The organism is Mongoliibacter ruber, from assembly GCF_003003005.1.
GTDB lineage: Bacteria > Bacteroidota > Bacteroidia > Cytophagales > Cyclobacteriaceae > Mongoliibacter > Mongoliibacter ruber.
On sequence record NZ_PVTR01000004.1, the window covers coordinates 52,989 to 72,300 of the forward strand.

Below are 19,312 nucleotides of genomic sequence, written 5' to 3' on the forward strand. Positions count from 1 at the left end.
AAAATATAACCTATTTGATTAGTATGAAAACTCCCGTTCTGGTACCCCTGTCTCCACCTCTGGACATGAATTCTGCTTTGTAAACATAGTTGCCATTTGGCACTTCTTCACCATTCAACATACCATCCCAACCTCCTTGCTCGAAGTTCTCCGACTCATATATCAGGTCTCCCCAAGTATTGAAAATATAGACCTTCAATTCAGCTAAACCCCTATATTTTGGATAAAACAAGACATTTTTGCCATCCTCTCTTTTTGGGGTAAATGCATTGGGGAAGATGATAAGGTAATCATCAAATACGTCAATCACTCTTTGATATACACTTATACAACCTATAGCGGAATAGGTAGTCAAAGTGATGGTATAAGCTCCTTTTTCAGTATAGACGTGGGTTGGATTCTGTTCTGTAGAAGTATTGCCATCTCCAAAATCCCATTCCCATGCGATTGGTTCACCTGAGGTATCGTCTTTGAAAGATACTTCCTCATCAATTCCTATATCCTCATTGACAGCGATTGTGCCTCCGCCTAAATCCAACTCATAGTTGAAGAAGCTAGAAAGTTCCTCATTTGCTATCCTGACAATGATCCGCTCCTGATTGGTGAAACAGCTGCTATTTTTGAAACTAGCCCTCACAATATAAGTCCCGGAAGAGGAAACTGTTGCCAGTTCATCAAGCCTCATGATAGAACCACTCGGAGACACAACTTCATAATCGTAAACGTTCGGATTAAAATTGTCAATAAAGTTCGTCAAATTCACTGTCTCATTTGGATCGCAGACAAGAGATGGGTTGAAGGTTCTAAGTTGTGGCAATGGATTTACATCCACAATCGCTTCTGCAAGTTCCAGTTCACAGGATCCACTCAAAGCCAACTCCACAAAATAGTTGTATGGAGCTTCATCAGCTCTAAGGCCACTGATTCTCAGTACACCATTATTGGAAAGTTCGAAGGTTTTACCATCTGCCTGACTGGTTCCCACAGGAATCGCAGTACTTTTTGAAGCATCCATAAACCACCTGAAGCCCGGACTAGATGGCACTCCTGGTATGTAAGGGCGAAGCTCTGCGACTTCACCTTCGCAAATAGTCACATTGTCTACAGCAATTGGTGTTGGTTCGTCCGTCACTTCTGTTGTTCCGGCAACAATCTCACAACCCCTGCTGTCAATAATTGTAATTTCATAGGTTCCCAGAGCCAGTTCAGATACAGTAAACCTTCCATTGTCCCAGTCAATCGGCTTATTGATTTGCTGACCTCCACTTCTTATTTGAAGTATGTAAGGCAAATCTCCACCAAAGACTTCTCCGAAAATGACACCGTTGTCTTCTTCACAGCTGGCACCGACATTTCCAAAATCCTCAATTCTCAAGGCTTCAGTTGGTCCTTCAATGCTTATCAGTGGTAGATCAACCGCACATCCGCCTTGATTTCTGGCGGTTATTTGATAATCACCCGGTGTCAAATCTTCGATCACATTGTTATTGTAAGTCTGGAAATTTCCTCCATTGACACTGTATTCCAATTGGCCTGAACCTGCCGCAGGGCTTAGGAAGATTTGTCCTAAATCTCCAAAACAAACTTCGTCTTGTTTGCTAGCAGTCACCTCCGGAGTTCCCAAGACAACAATCCTCGTTTCTACAACATCTCCTTCACAAATTCCAGGTCCTTCCACCGTCACAAACAACCTCACAGGGCTATCAGACAAGGTAAGACCTGCAACTCCAAATCTTGATCCGTCATTATTGATACTCACAGTCGCTCCATTGATGGTTTGCCCATCACTGATCGCATTTGCCGGACTGACACTGTTGAGGTACCAATTGAACCTGGCATTGGCATTGGCTGGGTTTACTCCTGGGCTAAGTTCAATTTCTTCATCTTCGCAAATAAAGTACTCATCATCCAGGAGAATTTCTGAAGGGCCATCTTCCACTTCAATTGGATTGGCCAATACAGTATCACAGCCTGAATCATCTATCACCTGTACCGTATAGTTGCCCTGACTAAGGTTGTCAAACTTGAATTCAGGTCCATTGCCTGTAAGTGTGCTTGTATTTCCAGAATTGGTTTCGGTAAGCAACAATTCATAAGGTGCCCTTCCTCCTCCGACTCTTACCTCAATAAATCCATCATCTACCCCACAGGCAGCATTTTTGAAATCAACCAGATCCAAAGTCAATGCAGTGGCTGCTTCTATTTCAACTTGGGCAATCTGGAAACATCCATTAGTAGAAAGCACTTCGATATCATAAACGCCTCCTTCAAAATTTTGACTTTCAAGTTCTTCGGCGGTATAACTTGTATTTCCAATGGTGTATTGGTGGCCAGATTGGTGACCGGATAAGATTCTGATCTTACCGTCATTGTCTCCAAAACAGGTTTCATCGGATGTCTCAAAAACAACATCAGGAGTTGGATCAATGCTTACCGATATTGGCATTTCATCTCCTGTACATTCTACAAAGAAATAATAGGTATATGTTCCAGGTGCCAATCCACTGATGGTCAATTTCGGATTTAAATAATCTGAATCGTCTATTGTATAGGAAACGCCAGCATCATTCGGATCTACCCCTTCCTCGATCAAACCAGTTTGGTTGGCTCCTTTATACCAAGAGACATTGGTCCTGGCTGAAGGCGTATTGGGATTTACTGCTACATGCAGCGGTGCCAATAGGACATCATTGCCCTCACATTCATCAATTGGAGGCAGGACTATATACTGAGGGTCCGGCGCTACAAGTATCTCAAAGTCAAAAATGGCTTCACAACCTTTTTCATCCGTAACAATCAAATAATAAATACCCGCTTCCAAGTCTCTTATTTCGGTAAGGCTACCTGTAAGACTTGGACCTGTAAGCGGATCGTCTTTTCTCCATTCGTGCTGATAAGCTCCCCAGCCTCCGGATATCTGTATATTGAAAATCTCACCATTGGCATCCTCGCAGCTTTCTGCAAATCGCTCAAAATCTATCAACTCAATAGGACCTGGAGGTGATGCTATTTCAACACCAGGAATTTCCAAAATACAACCTTCCAACTGACTATTGTCCCTGATAGAAACGGTATAGGTACCTGGAGCCAAGTCGGTAAACTCATTTTCTTCCTGCCAGTTAGTACCATCTAAGCTAAAATCATAATCACCTGTGCCACCACTTAGGTCAGTAACCCGGATAACGCCATTTTCTTCCCCAAAACAAATAATGTCCACTACCTCTACATCTGCCAGAAGCGGTGCCAAAACTTCAACAGTACCAAAGGTGGAAGTAACACAAATTCCATCTCCACCGATTCTGACAAAATATTCGTAATTCCCTTCTGCCAATCCTGAAACCTGCATAGATCCGTCAGCGGCAAAGCTGTAGTCTACGCCTTCAGCATCTGTACCTGCAGCAATGGGCTCCGTCAAATTAGCATCAAAATACCAAGTAAGTGTAGGTGTAAGACCACCTCCAACGGTGATTTCTGGTTCAAGCACTGCAACACCACCTTCACAAATGATTATTTCATCAGGAATGGCGGTCACTTCCTCACCATCATTGTTGGTCAAGGTAATCCAATCAACTTGTTCAGCTACACATTCATTGTCATCGATCACGCTGACAGTATATGTTCCAGGTTCCAAACCCCTCACAAATATCCTTCCTGTACCAGAAATGTTATGTTCGAAGCTTCCCAGGTCCTCCCCATTGATACTGATACTATAATCCGGTGTGCCTCCGGTAACGCGGAAAGAGATTTCTCCATTTGGCTGACCACAAGTAGGGTCCTCACTATCAATTTCAAGCAATAAAAGCTCCTCTGGTTGATTGATTTCGTATTCAAACTCATCAAAACAATTGGTAATTGAGTTTGTGGCCCTTATTGTATACACTCCAGCCGGTAATCTGACGAATGCAGTTCCATCGAAAGCTACAGTGCTTGATAGAATTTCATAAGTATAATCATCAGAACCGCCTGATTCCAAAATCAAACTTCCATCCGACCCTTCAAAGCAACTCGCGTCTTCTACTGTAAACACAGGTGCCGGTAGCGGATTGACCAAAATCTCTGAGGGAATCAAGGAATTATCGCAGACATTGTCTCCTGTTACCTGCAAATACACCATATAAGGCTCTAAATTGGCTTCCAGTCCCTGCAAAGAAAGTTCTCCAGCAGCATTGATGCTGGCTGCAGCACCAAAAACCAAGTCTCCATCTTGAATTTGAACTTCATTTCCTGCGCCATCAAGGTAGTACCAATTGTAAACAGGTACTGCATTTGAAAGGGTGACCGTCACTGGGCTAACGGTGGCTGTAAGGAAGGCCCTTTCTGGGTCCAATGGATCCAATTCACAAATGACAGCGTCAGTCACAGCAAACTCAGGCAATTCTCTTGGATTAAGGGTAAACTCAAACTCATCATCACAACCATTGAGGTCAACGATAGACAGGGTATAAGTACCTCCTGCCAAGTCTGTGATTTCCAGCACTTGATCAAGCTGAGAGGCTTCAAAGACGCCTATTTCAGCTCCATCTAAAAATACAGTGTAATCTCCTGTCCCTCCTATGAATCTATATCTCAGTATTCCGTTGTCAATTTCGCAGGTAGGATCCACTAATTCCACTTCCAAAAGCTGCAACTGATCCGGCTGCCCAACTGTCAGGACAAAATCATCAAAGCAATTCGTTACAATATTGGTCACTCTTATGGTGTAATTGCCGGCAGATAATCCATCGAATGAAGTTCCGTCAAAGGCAATCCCAGAAGAAAGCAACTCGTAAGTATAATCGTCAGAACCATCGGAGTCTAAAACAAGTCGTCCATCAGATTCTCCGAAACAAGTGGCATCCTCCACTACAAAAACAGGGCTTGGAAGCGGGTTGACCAATATTTCCGAAGGAATCAGTGAATTGTCACAGACAAAATCACCCGTAACCCTGAGGTAAACAATGTAAGGATCTGCATTGGCAGCCAAACCCTGAAGACTCAGGTTGGCAGATCCATCAATGGTCGCATTGGCCCCGAAGACAGTTGATCCGTTTTGGATCTGCACTTCATTTCCTGCGCCATCCAAATAATACCATGCATAAGAAGGTACAGCATTGGATAAGTTGACCACAACAGGACTGACAGTAGCAGTCAAAAAATCTCTATTTGCTGAAGTGGGATCCAACTCGCAGATAACAGCATCAGTCACTGCAAACTGCGGGAAATCCAGAGGAGACATATCAAATGTGAATTCCGCAAAACAACCGTTGGCATCTTCAATCCTTAGTGTATAGCTTCCTCCCGCCAGATCTGTGATTTGTTGGGTTGCACTCATTTCAGTCTCAGTATGGGTGGTTACAAGTTGACCATTCAGGAAAACCTCATAGTCACTTGTTCCGCCTGCAAAGCTGTATGCTATAACTCCATTGTCAAAGCCACAAGTCGGGTCTTGTAGACTTACCTGCTGAATGGTCAAAAGATCAGGTTGTTCCATAAGCCCGGGGAAGTCTATGGTACATTGAGTGACAGTATTGGTCACCCTGATGATATAATCACCTGCTGGGATACCATCAAAATCAGTCCCATCAAAGGTCACTGAAGAGCCCACCAACTCATAAGAATATTCCGCCTGACCACCTGACACTAACCTTAACTTACCATCTGACAATCCAAAACATGTGGGTTCGATTTCTTCAAAAACCGGTGCTGGCAGAGGGTTGACCGTTATCGTAACATCAACTACAGGCATATCACAGCCATTAAGCACTTCAGGCTTCATATAAAAAGTGTAAGTGCCATCATTTTCAAATTCCTTTACTTTCAATTCACCTGTATTGCTGTTTATTTCAAATTCAGCTCCTATAGTTGCATTTACACCTGGAAATATTTCTTCTGTAGCTCCGGAATCCGTAAACCATCTGAAAACCGTCCCAGGGTTAGGTGAACCCGATAACGTAGCATCAGGTGTAATGCTTGTGCCACCATCTATGCATATTACCTGATCTTCAAGCTCATAAAAAGGAAGAACCTGAGGTGCTATTTCTCCATCTCCAGGAATGGTACAACCTTCGCTATCCTTAACGGTGAGTCTCAAAGTGTAGGGACTATCCGTGGAGATAAGATTTTCTATTGTAAAAAATTCCCCGAATTGTCCGGTTTGGGTTACTGTCGGAGTGATTCCATTTGGGTAGCCTTCAATGGACACCATTTCATAGCCACCATTTCCTCCCGACACTTCCCAAGTTATCGAGCCATTATCTAGTTCGCAGGTAGGATCATCAGCATTGACAGTGATGCTAAGTTCTTCCTCGGGACCGTCGATTTCGAAGTCAAAATAATCTTCGCAAAAAGGTTCGATAACTTCAACCTTGACTGTGTATTCGCCTTTGGGTAGATTGTTAAACTCGCCTGATCCCTGAGCGGGTCTTAATTCGGCAAGATCTCTATCCAATAAAGTATAACTGGAAACCGATTCATTACCTCTATTGGCTACTAGGTTGATACTACCCGAATTATCCAGGCACCAATCTTCCTGCTCTGACAATACATTGAAAGTGATTTCGGGGTAAACACCTACTGAAAACGCCACATCAAGTTCTCCACCTATCTCGCAAAGATCGGCGTCTCCTGCCCTGCTCTCTCTTACCTGAACATAAAAATCATATTCTAAAGGTCCAGTTCCGGCAGAGCTAAGACCTTGTATCATTAATGCTCCATCAGTAGTTGCAGTATAAACTGCTCCATCAATGGTGACAGGAGTATCTATTGAAGTAACAATCGGATCATTTGACGTATCGGAAGTATTGTACCATAAAAATACCGGGGTAATTCCTGGCGAGACAGTAGTATTGCCTCCAAGGGTAGCTATTACCCTCACCTCATCACCTTCACATATTTCAAATCTATCTTGATCGACTTCAACAGGAGTTCCCAGTTCATTTGTAACAGCAATTGCCTTCAACTCATCTTCACAAAAGTCATCTTCCCCAGGATTGCTTTGAGGATTTCTTACTACTAAAAAGTAATCCCCCGTGCTTATGCCATTAATGGTAAATGTAGCAGTACCATCAACCATAGCTGTTACCTCTTGAGGACCACGTTCTACACGATTTCCTTGAAAATCTTCAAAGAACCACTCATGTTCAAATCCCTCAACCAAATTTTGTACTTGTGCGGTAATCCTTCCGTCGCTCTGCCCATCACAAGTCGGGTCTTCAACAACAGGATCTGTAACAAATTCAGGAATTGGGTTAATGATAACTTTAAATTCTGCGGCATTAGATGTAATTCCAAAATTATCTGTTACGGTATAAAAAATAGAACCCGAATTTAACCTAGTAGGACTTAATTCAAATGGGACAAATCTAATTGTCACCTTTTCATCGCCTAAGTTTTCTAAATCCACATCATCGGCTATATCTTCCACATAAAATGTCCCGAAGTTTGGGACTACCAATCCTTCAGTATAATCAATATTTAAACATACATTACAGATATTTTGATTTTCCGCACAATTCAAATGTAAAGCAGTTCCGTCTTGAGCGTTAACAGGGTCTGGTCTTGTTAAGAACAATTCAATGCATTGAATAAAACTATTTGGGCTTAAGATTCTATCAAGAGGCAGTTCAAACTCAACTTCATCACCTTCACAAGCCCTAATCTCAGTATCTTCTGCAATTGGAATAGTAAGTGGATCAGGTTCAAAAATACCTACAGCTAAATTTCTAATCTCATGATGATTTACTTCTGATCCAGTAGCAGCAGAAAACCCAAGTTTTATAACCGGTGGGGGTTCGAAATTATAAGGCTGACTTAAAATAGTAACTATTTGATTTCCGAACAACATCTCAACAGTTAAGGTATAGCCTCCGGTACCTATGGGCTCTAAGCTTAAATATACCCTTCTATAATCAGCACTAAAACAATCATCAGTTCTATCATTATTCAACAATCTATTATCTCTATTAAATACGTCTACATAATAATTACCAACAGGTGCAGGAATGTCATATTGAGTATCTTCCGGTCCTCTTATTGCAACTGTTTGAGGAAAAGGTGCCAAAGAAGGTAAACCATGTGGATTATCAAAATATGGAATCCCAGTTTGTTTTCTATTAAAGACAGTGTTTCCATCGCCATCGACTGTATCAAAATTATCTTCCAAACTTAAATAATTCCCCCAAACATCAATGCCTAAGCCAATGTATCCTCCAGAAACTCCAGGAATAACAGATGTTACACCTCCAACAGTTTTTAGTCTCGAAGCATATCCCAAAGCCCCGCCTGTTGCACCAATATTAAAAGTATTTGGAGGAGGCAAATCCCCATATCTACCATCGAACATAAAAAAAGTTAAGCCATCAGCTCCTAATGAGCCATTTGGTAAAAGAGGAGTTGGCCCTTTAACACCTCCATATATGAAATAATCAAAAGAAACTTGAATCCCGTTTCTTGGAAAAAAAGGGATATCTATATAAAAATAACCATTGGTTTGTACAGTGTCAGTCTGAGTCAAACTTGCGGACACGCCTGTTAGTAGAAAGTCACCTCCACTCTTCAAATCTTCAAACCTGGGTAAATTGTTTTCAGTTCCTACAAATGTTTGACAATAAGGAAAACCTACCCGTGGAACCCGTTGTTGCCCCTGGACATCTATTGATCCAAGAACCATTAAAATACACATCAAGAACAAAGCTGATCCAAACCCTTGGAATAAGCTTCGTAAATATAGGGACGGGATATCCCTCAACACTTTAAAGTATCTATAAATCAAATTGCAGGTGACCATTAATTTACCTCGATGTACCATTGATTTCTTTTGAGGCAATCATTCTCCTAAGGAAAACCATTTTTATTTAAAATCAAATCGAAGCAGGCCGAATTTACGGTTTGCATGTAAAGATTTTATCTATCTTCCTTATGACCACAAATATTAGGCTATTTTTTACGTTTTTTTACTCAGGAAAGTATTTACTTTTCAAGTATGCCCCATAGGCCGTTTTTTGGTATATTTCTGTCAAACCTTTCAGCTTTTCAAGGTCAATAAATCCTTTTTCGTAGGCTATCTCTTCCAGACAAGCTATCTTCAAGCCTTGCCTATGCTCTATAGTCTGAATAAAATTGGAGGCTTCCAACAAGGACTCATGTGTACCGGTATCGAGCCAGGCATAGCCCCTACCCATGAGTTCTACCCTCAGTTCATTATTATTTAAATACACTTGATTGACAGTGGAAATTTCCAACTCTCCCCTTTCGCTTGGCTTGATTTTTTTGGCTATTTCTACCACAGAATTTGGGTAAAAATACAAGCCTACCACTGCATGATGACTCTTGGGCTTCTCGGGTTTTTCTTCTATGCTTGTGGCCTTACCATCAGCATCAAAAGCCACTACTCCGTATCGCTGTGGATCCTTCACATAATAACCGAAAACTGTGGCCATGTCATCTTCTTTGGCTGCTTTTACCGCACTCTTCAATAAGTCAGTCAGTCCCTGACCATAGAATATATTATCTCCCAGCACCAGGCATACCTGATCTTTGCCGATAAAGTCTTCTCCTATGATAAAAGCCTGTGCCAAGCCATCCGGACTAGGCTGTTCTGCATATTGGATTTGCAAACCCAGGTCCGAACCATCCCCAAACAACATCTTGAAGTTTGGTAGGTCATGAGGGGTACTGATGATCAATATCTCCCTTATACCTGCCAACATCAATACTGAGAGCGGATAATAAATCATTGGCTTGTCATATATGGCCAATAATTGCTTGGAAGTACCTTTGGTAATAGGATAAAGTCTGGTACCAGACCCTCCTGCTAACACAATTCCTTTCATTGAGATGGTATTATTTATGATTTACAAAAGAAGTACATTTTTTCAATTTGACTGAGTAGGTCTCAATATTTATGGTGTTCGACCTTAGATTTTCAAGGATTGACAGATCAGTTCGGGAAAAATAAGAGAAAACAAGGTGGAAAGAGAATTTACTTATGAAAATTTAACATGAAAAATTAGAAATTATGTATATCCGCTTTCATGCCAGTAGAATCTAAATAATAGAATTAACCTGTGATTTCGAACCAATATCTATAAATATCCAATATCTATAAATATCCAATATCTATTAGTATCCCTTTGCCAATAAACCCTCGTTTAATTGATTAGTGGCATGATTGCGGATAATCATATTAAAAACTTCAACTTACAGTGCATTATACCTTCCAAGCCAAAAATTTGCTATCAATTTTCCTGAAAAAGAAATTTTCCTTTTTGGGGTTTGTGTGACAAATGTAATGGCACTTATCATACCCTCATTGAACCTGTCCAATCCCCAATCTTTGATAATATTCCGGGAAGAATCAGACATCTCACGTGTTTGATCCTCATTTAGCATGATGAAATGCTGCATGGCTTTAACAAGGGAGTCCTTGGACGCTACATCAAAAACAAACCCATTGACTTCATTTTGAACTAATGTTCCAGCACAGCCGACTTTATTACTTACAATTACGGGAAGACCCGAGGCCATGGCTTCATTAATGACCAAGCCCCACGTTTCCCCAAATGAACTGGGTAAAACAAATGCTTTGGCATTTTTATAAATTTCTCTAATTGTATCTTGGGGAAAAAATGGAAGCAACTGTACATTTTTCATTTGATGCTTTTTAATATACCCTTCAAGTTCTTGCCTTTTTGGCCCATCCCCTACCAAAACCAAGTCAGGAACATTTTCATTTTTTTGTGTAAGCTGATGGTAAGCTGTCAACAACATCAAGAGATTCTTTTTTTCTACTTGTCTTCCAACGTTCAAAAAATAATTTTTTGAAATCACCGGACTATTTTCCGACACATCTTTGTTGTTCATGAAAAAATCATTGTCCACTACATCTACTCCGTAAAAAAGTCTTTCCTGGCCAAAACCAAAAAAATTGAAGGTACTTTCCCAGCCTAATGCAGGGCAAAATATAGCATCTACCCCTGAATAAAGCTGCTTCTTCACCCAGTTAACAAATAAATTTCTTTTGACATCTTCTAATTTAGCATCATCGAAAACGATCAAAGGGATTTGATTTTTATTGGCATAATAAACTCCAGTAGCACCGGAAGGAAATGCGATGGCACCGGTAATCAAGACATGAGGTTTTATCTCTTCCAAGCGCTTTAATACCGCTTTTCTGATTTCAGTTGGGTCCAAATCTTGTAGGCTCTTATCCGGAAACAAACATTCCCAAAAATCCGCCTGCTTTGGATTTTTAGCAAAATGATAATTACTTCCTAAACCCGAAATTTCAATCACCTGAAGATCAAACCCCAATGAGGTAAGGTAGGAAAAAAGATTATTGATCCTTGCAGGCCAATAAATTCTAAAGTCTGTATGTAAAAAGACTATCTTTTTCATTTTATTTAAGCAGCAAAGGACTTGAACAACTTCCGTGTAATAGATTCAGGAAAAATCAACAAAATTAAATAAAAATATAATTTCTTATTGGTAGCATCAAAGGAGAGCGATTTTCTGATTTCATTCCATGCTTTACCTTTATTGCCCAGTCTGAGATAAATAGAGGCTCTCATTTTCGCCCAGTGCGCAATGTAATTTCTCAAATTTTTATTTTTTTTATTTTCCTGCAATAGCTTAATCAAACTGTCTCCAACATAATCCGGTTCCTCAGGAATTCTATTTGGTTTATCATCATAAGTATGAGATGCTACTTGGACAAAAACAGCACCAGATTTTAAAGAATATGCAATTTCATTATCAATAGCCAGCCTGGCCCATGTAATTAGGTCTTCCCCGGATTTAATTCCTTTGGGGAAGCCCCCGATTTTTTGAATTGCTGTTTTCCTAACGGTTACAGAGGAAGACCAAATTGGTGGATGAGAGCATGCTGCCACTTCAAAATAGTTAGATAAGATTCCAAACTCTCCTTCGAAAGGTATTTTATTCAAAATTAATTTTGCTCTGTCACCAAGATGATTTTCCAGTTGATATGAGGTAGCCAATATGTTGGCTTGCGGATAATTTCGGTTCAAATGAGCAAGACTTTCAAAATAGTGATCAAACCAAACATCATCAGCATCTAAAAAAGCTATCCATTCAGCACTTGCTTCCTCAATACCTTTATTTCTCGCCACTGAGACTCCCTGATTTGGTTGATGAATTAGCTTTACCAATGGATGATCAAATTCTTTTACCAGTAATTCAGATCCATCTGTACTGCCATCATTCACGACAACAATTTCCTTGGGAAGAAAAGATTGTGAAAGGGATGTTTTAATCGTATTAATAATGGTATCCTTTTTATTGAATAAAGGAATGACTACAGATATTTCCATTAAGTTTAATTTTTCCGTTTGTCTAAAGCGAAAACACTGGGAATATTTATTGATTACAATGTTAAGGAACAAATCAATAACATTTTTAAATCTTTATTCTACAAATAGAATAAAGATTTAAATGCGAAACTAGTTTCATTTTCTAATCCACTTTTGATATTCCTGATGACCATAACGGAATTTGACATAAGCCCTCCACATCCAGCCCAAAATCGGTGTTTGGTTGATTTTGTTCCTGAAATTTTCTTTTTGTTGCTCTACATTGAAACTATCCTCGAGACCGGTATGGTCAAACAAGTCCTCGTATCCTGAAATGACAGCTGCATCAAATCTACTTGCCTCAAAACGCTTGCAAAATTCGAGTTCTACTTTAAGAACAGGCAGCTTTTCGGTAGTATACATCCCGATCTCCTCATGAATGATTTTCCTTTTCAGGTGAGGCCGATCTGAATACACATAGCTGGAAGCCTCTTCTGATTTTAGGGATTTATCACCTTCAAACAACATGTAGTCCAGAGAATCAAGAGAAAAGGCTTGCTTCCTGAATTGTTGGATATTTGGTTGACCACCCCAAAACCTAATCAAACCAATCTTTGGTTCAGCTTGCAGTAAGCTGACAGCTTTTTGCAGAAAATCAGAGGGGTGTAAAAGATTCCAATCGTCCTGAAGGTTGAGAATATAATCACCGGAAGCAGCTTCTACTCCTTGGTTTTGATTGAAACCCAGCCCTTTGTTTTGAGGGGATAAGCAATATTTATCAAAATGAATGGTCTTGATTTTATCCTGAATCTTGGACGGACTGCCATCATCTGCCACTATCAGTTCCAGATTAGGATAAGTACAGTTTTTGACAAAATTATCATAAGTTTCCTTAAGCTTGTCAAAGCGTTTATAGGTAATGAACAGTACACTAACTAAAGGATATTCTGTGTTTTTCATTATAATCGGGAATAAAAATCTTTAATTATAAGATTATATTTTTCGTATGAGAAATTATCTTCTACTCTTTTCCTGCATGCAATCCCCATATCTATTCTCATTTGAGGATTCTCAATCAGCAAGTTAATTCTTTCTGTCAAGATTTCGTTTTTTCCAAATTCCACTAGAAAGCCATCTACCCCTTCTCTGACTACTTCTTTGAGGCCGTCGACATTGGTGGCGATTATAGGCGTTTCAAAATACATGGCTTCTATAGCGGTCAATCCGAAGGCTTCAAACCTGGACGGAACTATAACAAGGTGAATGTTATTGTAAAACTCATTCAGTTTGGCAGGAGCTAGCTGCCCATGAAAAGTGACTTTATCGGCAATGCCAAGTTCTTGACATTTTTCCATCAAAAACGCTTCATCAGGCCCTACTCCCACAAGATGTAGGTGTACATTGTCATGCTTCTTGCATACCCCCACAAATGACTCAAGGGCAAAGATCTGCCCTTTTTCCCATCTTAATCTTCCGACTACAGCCAATTCAATTCTTTTGGCATTCCTCTTTTCCAATAACAATGCCTCATTGGGTTTGAATATATTGTAGAGGCTATTATAAATCGTGAAGTTTCTCTCAAAAGGCTGACCAACCTGATAAAGAAACTCTTTTTGGAACCAGCTTTTTTGTGTATTTAAAGACACAGACATGAAATAATCACACATTTTATCTGCAATCTTGACAAAAAGCTTGTGCAAGGTCTTGTAATATGTAGCCGGTTGGTGAATTTGCCCGATAATGATCGGGACAGAAGCCCATTTTGCTGCCAAAATAGGGATCAAACCGGGGTTCATGTATTGGATATGCACGATGTCAGGCTTTTCTTTCTTCAAAAATCCTGTAATCTCAGAAAAAGTCCTTCCCAGACCCTTCGATGAATCAATATTCAGTTGCTTGAGTTGGATTCCTTCATCTTCAAAAAAGGATTTCAACTGAGGTTCAACCTCAAAATACAACACAAGTGCAACCTCATATCCTGATGCTATCAATGCTTTGGCTAGGTTCAATGTTTGGATTTCTGTCCCCCCAAATACATCCAAAGATCTCAATAAGATAAATACCCTTTTTTGATTAGACATGATGATAATAATAAATATAAACTAGTAGGGTAAATTCACATAAATTCGGTGGAAAAGAAGAACAAACTTCTTTAAAATTCTATTCAAGATATTGTCCAATTTGGATCCATTTTTATAAATAAGGTTTTCACAAAGAAGCCCCAAATATAAAAAAATAACGTGAGCCCAAAGCCCCTCTTTCGCCAAAGCAGGTACACGTATACCATAGCCAAAATTGATCAGATCATTTAGAAAAATCGGCTTTCGGTAATAAATTTCCCTTGCTGCAATAGAATTCACAGATTCTGAGTGCTGCCTGTAATAAACGATGGAATCTTGAGCAAAATAAAAGAGGTTGTGGTCTAAAGTGAGTTTGAACCACATTGGGTCATCTTCCAAGAGCTTAAACTTCTCATCAAAGCCTTTCAGCTCACTTATTTTGGATTTTCTGATTACCACAGATGGAGCCAAAAGCAGGCCTTTCACCAGCTGCCTGCGTCTCTGCACGCTCAGGTCAGTCGGGAAATCAAAATCAGGCCAATTAAACTGTGCCTCAGAAATATCATTCTCAAAAGTATGCACCTCACCTGCTATGACATTGACTTTTTCATTGCGGAGCAAGGGGGACATCCGGGTAAAAAAATCCGTATGAAGAACATCATCTCCGGCAATAAACTTTACCCATTCCCCAGCGGCAACATGCAGTCCCCTGTTGCAATTGGCACTGGTTCCGGTATTTTTTGGGGAAGCAATCAGCCTGAAATTGACAAATCGCTCTTTTTTGCCTCCAATCCACTTTTGTACAAGTTCCACTGAGCGATCAGAAGAGCAATCATCCGCGACAATCAATTCTATATTTGGATAGGATTGGTCATAGATGCTGTCCAAAGTTTCTTCTACAAACTTTTCGGAATTGTATGTGAGGACTACTATTGATATACAAGAATTTTCATTCATCAAACTATCTATTATAATGCAATTGGAATACGGTCTGGCATCGATGTGCCAAAGCGAGTTCACTGATATTTATTTTTAAAAGCGGTTTTTAATCGAAGAAATCAAACCTGTCAATTGATTGAGTTTTTTGATGGAATATATACTCACCACAAGGGTGAAAATAGAGTAAATGACATATTCAAATTGGCCTATATTCACATTCACCAGCACTATAGAGACAGCCCCTATCACAATCACCCACAAAAACATTTTCAAAAGCGGCTTGCTGAGCTGAAAAGAAAACTTGGCTTTGGTAATCCAAAAGACCTGAACAAGATAAATCAAGTAAGTGATAAGATAAGAAATCCCCAAGCCCAAAAGCCCATAGTAAGTGTAGCCAATGATATTGAACAAGAGCAAATAAGAGTTCACAACCAATTCATTTAAGAAAAAGAGGCGTGAGTTGGCTTTTGCCAAAAACTGAAATGCTATCGCCCAGCTGATGGCTTTGAAAAACATGCCATAAGCGGCCCAAATGATCATGCCATTGATGGGGTCAAACTTGGCCGAGTACAACAACCTGACCACCCAAGGAGCAAAGAAAATAAATGCCACAATGATCGGGAATAAAATAAGGAGTGCTATTATCCCTTGTTGATTTACCAGGGAATTTCTCTTCTGATCATCATCGGCTACTGCAGATAGTCTCGGGAAATAATCCGTACCCATTGCAGTAAAGACCAAACCTACATAAGTGCCAATAATCTGGAAACCTGCGGTATAGAGCCCTACGTCATCCACTCCCCCGGTATTGCTGATATATATTCTCAGCAAGTAAGAGATCAAAGCCCCCAACAAGGTGCTCAAACTGAAGAAAAAGCCAAGCTTCATCATTCCTTTGCCTTCCAGTTTGACCTCAGGCCAGGAAATTTGGATAGACTTGAGTTTAACTTTCCTGCTGAAGTAAGAAGCAACGGTAAAAGTGGCCAAGGCCATGATAATAAGAGCGGGAACTATCCCTTCCAATCCAAAGAAGTAATAAAGCGGCACTGTGATCAACAGAGAAAGAATAGATCCAAGCATATTTGCAGAAGCGAGGTACTTCAACTGCCGCGTTCCTTGCAGGATTACATTTTGGCCTATCGTAAGCTGATTGAGCAATAAGGTGATGGACAAAAAGACAAAAGCCCAAGTATAAGACTTATCCCCGAAGGTCAGCAAAGACAGCCAAGGAGACAATACAGCCGTCAATATAGCACCCAATGAACCCGTTGCCCAAACCAGCTTTCTGAAAACCGTAACAGTCTTGGCCAACCTTTCAGTATTGCCATTGCCGTGTGCTTCAGCTACAGATTTGACCGCACTGGTCTCCAAACCAAAGTTGGTCATAGAACTGACAAGGCTGGTCGTAGAGGTCAGCAATCCTACTATCCCTATACCCGTCGGGCCTAGTAGGATGGCGATTATTTTTGACCTGACTATGGTGATCAGAATATTAAACACCTGAACACCTCCAAACAAAGAGGTGGCTTTTAAAATCTGTTTATAAGAGGATTTTTGCTCAGACATTCTCAAAAAACTCACTGATGCATGCTGCAATATATGTGATATCGCTTTCTTTTAGCCCCGGCCAAATAGGCAAACTGACTACTGTATCTGCTAAATCTTCTGCAATGGGGAAGTCCCCCTTTTTGTAACCTAGGTGTTGATAGGCCTGCTGTAAATGTGGTGGAGTAGGATAATGAATCAAGGTACCGACACCCTTCGCCTGTAGAAAATCCTGCAACTCTGCCCGGTGTTTGGTTCTGACCACGTACAAGTGATAAACATGGGTAGCCTTATCCGCAGTTTTTGGCAAGATCAAATCTCCAATACCACTCAAGACTTGGTCATATTGAGCGGCAATTTTTCTCCTTTGTTCCGTCCAGGCATCTAATTTGGCTAATTTGACAGAAAGAAGCGCTGCCTGAAGCTCGTCCAAGCGCATATTATGTCCTTCTACCTTGTGTACATACTTTTCATTGCTTCCATAATTTCTGAAAACCCTTAAACTTTCAGCAAATTCAGGATTATCAGTAGTGCAGGCACCTGCATCACCGAGCGCCCCTAGGTTTTTGCCTGGATAAAAGCTTGTGGCATTGATATCTCCAAAGCTTCCTGCCAACTTCCCATTATAAGCTGCCCCATGAGCTTGAGCATTGTCTTCAATCACAAACAAACCATGTTTCCTTGCAATGTCCATGACCTGATCCATCGCACAGATTTGCCCATACAAATGCACAGGGATGATGACTTTGGTGTTAGGGCTTATTTTTTCTTCAATTTTAGAAGGATCAATCAAATAGGTCTGAGGGTCCGGTTCGACAAAAACAGGTGTTGCCCCCGTAAAGGAGGTCGCCATCACAGTTGCTATGAAGGTATTTGAAGGCATAATTACTTCATCCCCTTTACCTATACCCAGTGCTTTGAGTGCCAAATACAAGGCATCCAAGCCATTACTCATCCCAATAGCATATTTGGTCTGATTGAATGTGGCATACTCTTCCTCAAACTTTTGCAAGTGCTTGCCCATGATGTACCAATGGCTATCATAGACAGACAAGAAGGCTTTTTCCATTTCCGCTCTGATCAAAGTATGAGCGGGTTCAAAATTCAAAAAAGGTATTTTCATAATTTTTTTAATTCACTGTCAATCACCGACCACTTATTTCCCTTATTATCTACAAAATGATCTCCTTGCTGTTGCATTTTGGTCCCATCTTCGTTCATCCATCCGGCGATTTTGGCAGGTGAACCTACCATCAAAGCCCTAGAAGGTACGTTTTTGGTAACTACGGCGCCTGCTCCAATCATGGCAAAGTCCCCTATTTCAATTCCACAGAGTATGGTAGCATTGGCTCCAATACTTGCTCCCCTTTTTACTTTTGTCGGCAATTGGGTATAAGAGGCATTTTTTGATTTGGGCCATTTGTCATTGGTAAAAGTGGCATTGGGCCCCACCATGACATCATCTTCCAAAATGACCCCATCCCATATAAAAACCCCTGGTTTCACCGTAACCCTATCACCAATTACCGCATTGGACTCTATCAAGGTGTGACAGTTTATATTACAGTCTTGCCCGATAACAGCCCCTTTGAGAACAATTGCAAACTGCCATACTTTGGTGCCAGTTCCTATATGCGCTGATTGGACATCAGATAATGGATGAATCATCATTTTTGTAAGTTAGAAAATCGTCATATTCACGTATATAGTCTGATTCCTCAAATGGCAAAGATGCCAATACCAAACAAATAGAACCTGAGGAAAAATTGTTTAATTCTCTCCACAGCCCCGGAGGCATCAAAACACCAATATATGGTCTATTGAGCTGGAAAGTTTTCTTTTCATTCCCATCATCAATGGTAAGATCAAAACTGCCACTTACAGCGACAATCAGCTGCTGAAGTGCGCGATGGGCATGACCTCCCCTTGATTCTCCCCCTGGAATATCATAGAGATAGTACACTCTGTTCACATCAAAAGGAACCTCTATGCCATTATTGATGGCGGTAATATTTCCTTTGATCGTGTGATTTTTGGGGAGATCTATTAGCTTACAGTCTGATACAGTGGTGTGCTTCATTTTTTTAAACTTGCAAATTGATCAAAGCTCCTGATGTAGTCACTTTCATTGTATTCCGAACTGCTCAAATGCAATCCTACGGCATTAGTGGAGAAATTTTCCATATGCCTCCAAACCATGGCAGGAACGTACAGCCCATAGTAAGACCTGTTTAACTGGAATTTTTGAATAGAATTGTCAGGATGGGTAATGACTACATCAAAGCTGCCGCTGAGGGCGATGATCACTTCATGTTGGTTTTTGTAGGCATGCCCTCCTCTAATTTCTCCTCCTGGCACATCATAAGTCCAAAAAATTCTTTTCATTTCAAAGGGTATTTGATCAGCATATTGCAAAAAAGTAAGGTTACCTCTGGGATCTAAGATTTTTGGGAATTCTAATAGTTCGACCATTATTTTAGA

The 19,312-nt window shown here is 40.4% G+C and carries 12 protein-coding genes; all 12 read right to left on the bottom strand.

Features of this window, described 5'->3' with window-relative positions:
• Positions 1 to 10: 10 nt before the first annotated feature.
• The gene (locus CLW00_RS21745; protein WP_170073187.1) at positions 11 to 8,659 is read right to left on the bottom strand and encodes a PKD domain-containing protein; all 8,649 of its coding nucleotides are present in this window, start codon (positions 8,657 to 8,659) and stop codon (positions 11 to 13) included.
• A 271-nt stretch (positions 8,660 to 8,930) separates the two neighbouring features.
• Positions 8,931 to 9,809, bottom strand: coding sequence for a glucose-1-phosphate thymidylyltransferase RfbA (rfbA, locus tag CLW00_RS07845; RefSeq protein WP_106133129.1), 879 nt, complete (start codon positions 9,807 to 9,809; stop codon positions 8,931 to 8,933).
• A gap of 367 nt (positions 9,810 to 10,176) precedes the next feature.
• Entirely contained in the window at positions 10,177 to 11,373 is a 1,197-nt protein-coding gene (locus CLW00_RS07850; protein ID WP_106133130.1) for a glycosyltransferase family 4 protein, read from the bottom strand.
• A gap of 5 nt (positions 11,374 to 11,378) precedes the next feature.
• Positions 11,379 to 12,308, bottom strand: coding sequence for a glycosyltransferase family 2 protein (locus CLW00_RS07855; RefSeq protein WP_106133131.1), 930 nt, complete (start codon positions 12,306 to 12,308; stop codon positions 11,379 to 11,381).
• Between the two features lie 135 nt (positions 12,309 to 12,443).
• On the bottom strand, positions 12,444 to 13,247 hold the full coding sequence (locus CLW00_RS07860; RefSeq protein WP_106133132.1) for a glycosyltransferase family 2 protein: 804 nt from the start codon (positions 13,245 to 13,247) through the stop codon (positions 12,444 to 12,446).
• On the bottom strand, positions 13,247 to 14,368 hold the full coding sequence (locus tag CLW00_RS07865) for a glycosyltransferase family 4 protein (protein WP_106133133.1): 1,122 nt from the start codon (positions 14,366 to 14,368) through the stop codon (positions 13,247 to 13,249). Before CLW00_RS07865 ends, CLW00_RS07860 begins: the two co-directional genes overlap by 1 nt.
• Positions 14,369 to 14,389: 21 nt before the next feature.
• The gene (locus CLW00_RS07870; RefSeq protein WP_106133134.1) at positions 14,390 to 15,304 is read right to left on the bottom strand and encodes a glycosyltransferase family 2 protein; all 915 of its coding nucleotides are present in this window, start codon (positions 15,302 to 15,304) and stop codon (positions 14,390 to 14,392) included.
• Positions 15,305 to 15,379: 75 nt separating this feature from the next.
• Entirely contained in the window at positions 15,380 to 16,852 is a 1,473-nt protein-coding gene (locus tag CLW00_RS07875) for an O-antigen translocase (RefSeq protein ID WP_106133135.1), read from the bottom strand.
• Positions 16,845 to 17,954 (bottom strand): DegT/DnrJ/EryC1/StrS family aminotransferase, encoded by a 1,110-nt coding sequence (locus CLW00_RS07880; protein ID WP_106133136.1) that lies wholly within the window; start codon positions 17,952 to 17,954, stop codon positions 16,845 to 16,847. The genes CLW00_RS07875 and CLW00_RS07880 overlap by 8 nt, the downstream gene beginning before the upstream one ends.
• Positions 17,951 to 18,502, bottom strand: coding sequence for an acyltransferase (locus CLW00_RS07885; protein WP_106133137.1), 552 nt, complete (start codon positions 18,500 to 18,502; stop codon positions 17,951 to 17,953). Before CLW00_RS07885 ends, CLW00_RS07880 begins: the two co-directional genes overlap by 4 nt.
• Positions 18,480 to 18,911, bottom strand: a complete 432-nt coding sequence (locus tag CLW00_RS07890; RefSeq protein WP_106133138.1) for a sugar 3,4-ketoisomerase — start codon at positions 18,909 to 18,911, stop codon at positions 18,480 to 18,482. The genes CLW00_RS07885 and CLW00_RS07890 overlap by 23 nt, the downstream gene beginning before the upstream one ends.
• Positions 18,908 to 19,303 (bottom strand): sugar 3,4-ketoisomerase, encoded by a 396-nt coding sequence (locus CLW00_RS07895; protein ID WP_106133139.1) that lies wholly within the window; start codon positions 19,301 to 19,303, stop codon positions 18,908 to 18,910. The genes CLW00_RS07890 and CLW00_RS07895 overlap by 4 nt, the downstream gene beginning before the upstream one ends.
• Between the last annotated feature and the right edge of the window lie 9 nt (positions 19,304 to 19,312).

What these genes read in the sequence shown, in the direction of transcription:
- CLW00_RS21745 (WP_170073187.1), bottom strand. Translation starts at nt 8,659, where the DNA reads ATGTGTATTTTAATGGTTCTTGGATCAATAGATGTCCAGGGGCAACAA.
- rfbA (WP_106133129.1), bottom strand. Translation starts at nt 9,809, where the DNA reads ATGAAAGGAATTGTGTTAGCAGGAGGGTCTGGTACCAGACTTTATCCT.
- CLW00_RS07850 (WP_106133130.1), bottom strand. Translation starts at nt 11,373, where the DNA reads ATGAAAAAGATAGTCTTTTTACATACAGACTTTAGAATTTATTGGCCT.
- CLW00_RS07855 (WP_106133131.1), bottom strand. Translation starts at nt 12,308, where the DNA reads ATGGAAATATCTGTAGTCATTCCTTTATTCAATAAAAAGGATACCATT.
- CLW00_RS07860 (WP_106133132.1), bottom strand. Translation starts at nt 13,247, where the DNA reads ATGAAAAACACAGAATATCCTTTAGTTAGTGTACTGTTCATTACCTAT.
- CLW00_RS07865 (WP_106133133.1), bottom strand. Translation starts at nt 14,368, where the DNA reads ATGTCTAATCAAAAAAGGGTATTTATCTTATTGAGATCTTTGGATGTA.
- CLW00_RS07870 (WP_106133134.1), bottom strand. Translation starts at nt 15,304, where the DNA reads ATGAATGAAAATTCTTGTATATCAATAGTAGTCCTCACATACAATTCC.
- CLW00_RS07875 (WP_106133135.1), bottom strand. Translation starts at nt 16,852, where the DNA reads ATGTCTGAGCAAAAATCCTCTTATAAACAGATTTTAAAAGCCACCTCT.
- CLW00_RS07880 (WP_106133136.1), bottom strand. Translation starts at nt 17,954, where the DNA reads ATGAAAATACCTTTTTTGAATTTTGAACCCGCTCATACTTTGATCAGA.
- CLW00_RS07885 (WP_106133137.1), bottom strand. Translation starts at nt 18,502, where the DNA reads ATGATGATTCATCCATTATCTGATGTCCAATCAGCGCATATAGGAACT.
- CLW00_RS07890 (WP_106133138.1), bottom strand. Translation starts at nt 18,911, where the DNA reads ATGAAGCACACCACTGTATCAGACTGTAAGCTAATAGATCTCCCCAAA.
- CLW00_RS07895 (WP_106133139.1), bottom strand. Translation starts at nt 19,303, where the DNA reads ATGGTCGAACTATTAGAATTCCCAAAAATCTTAGATCCCAGAGGTAAC.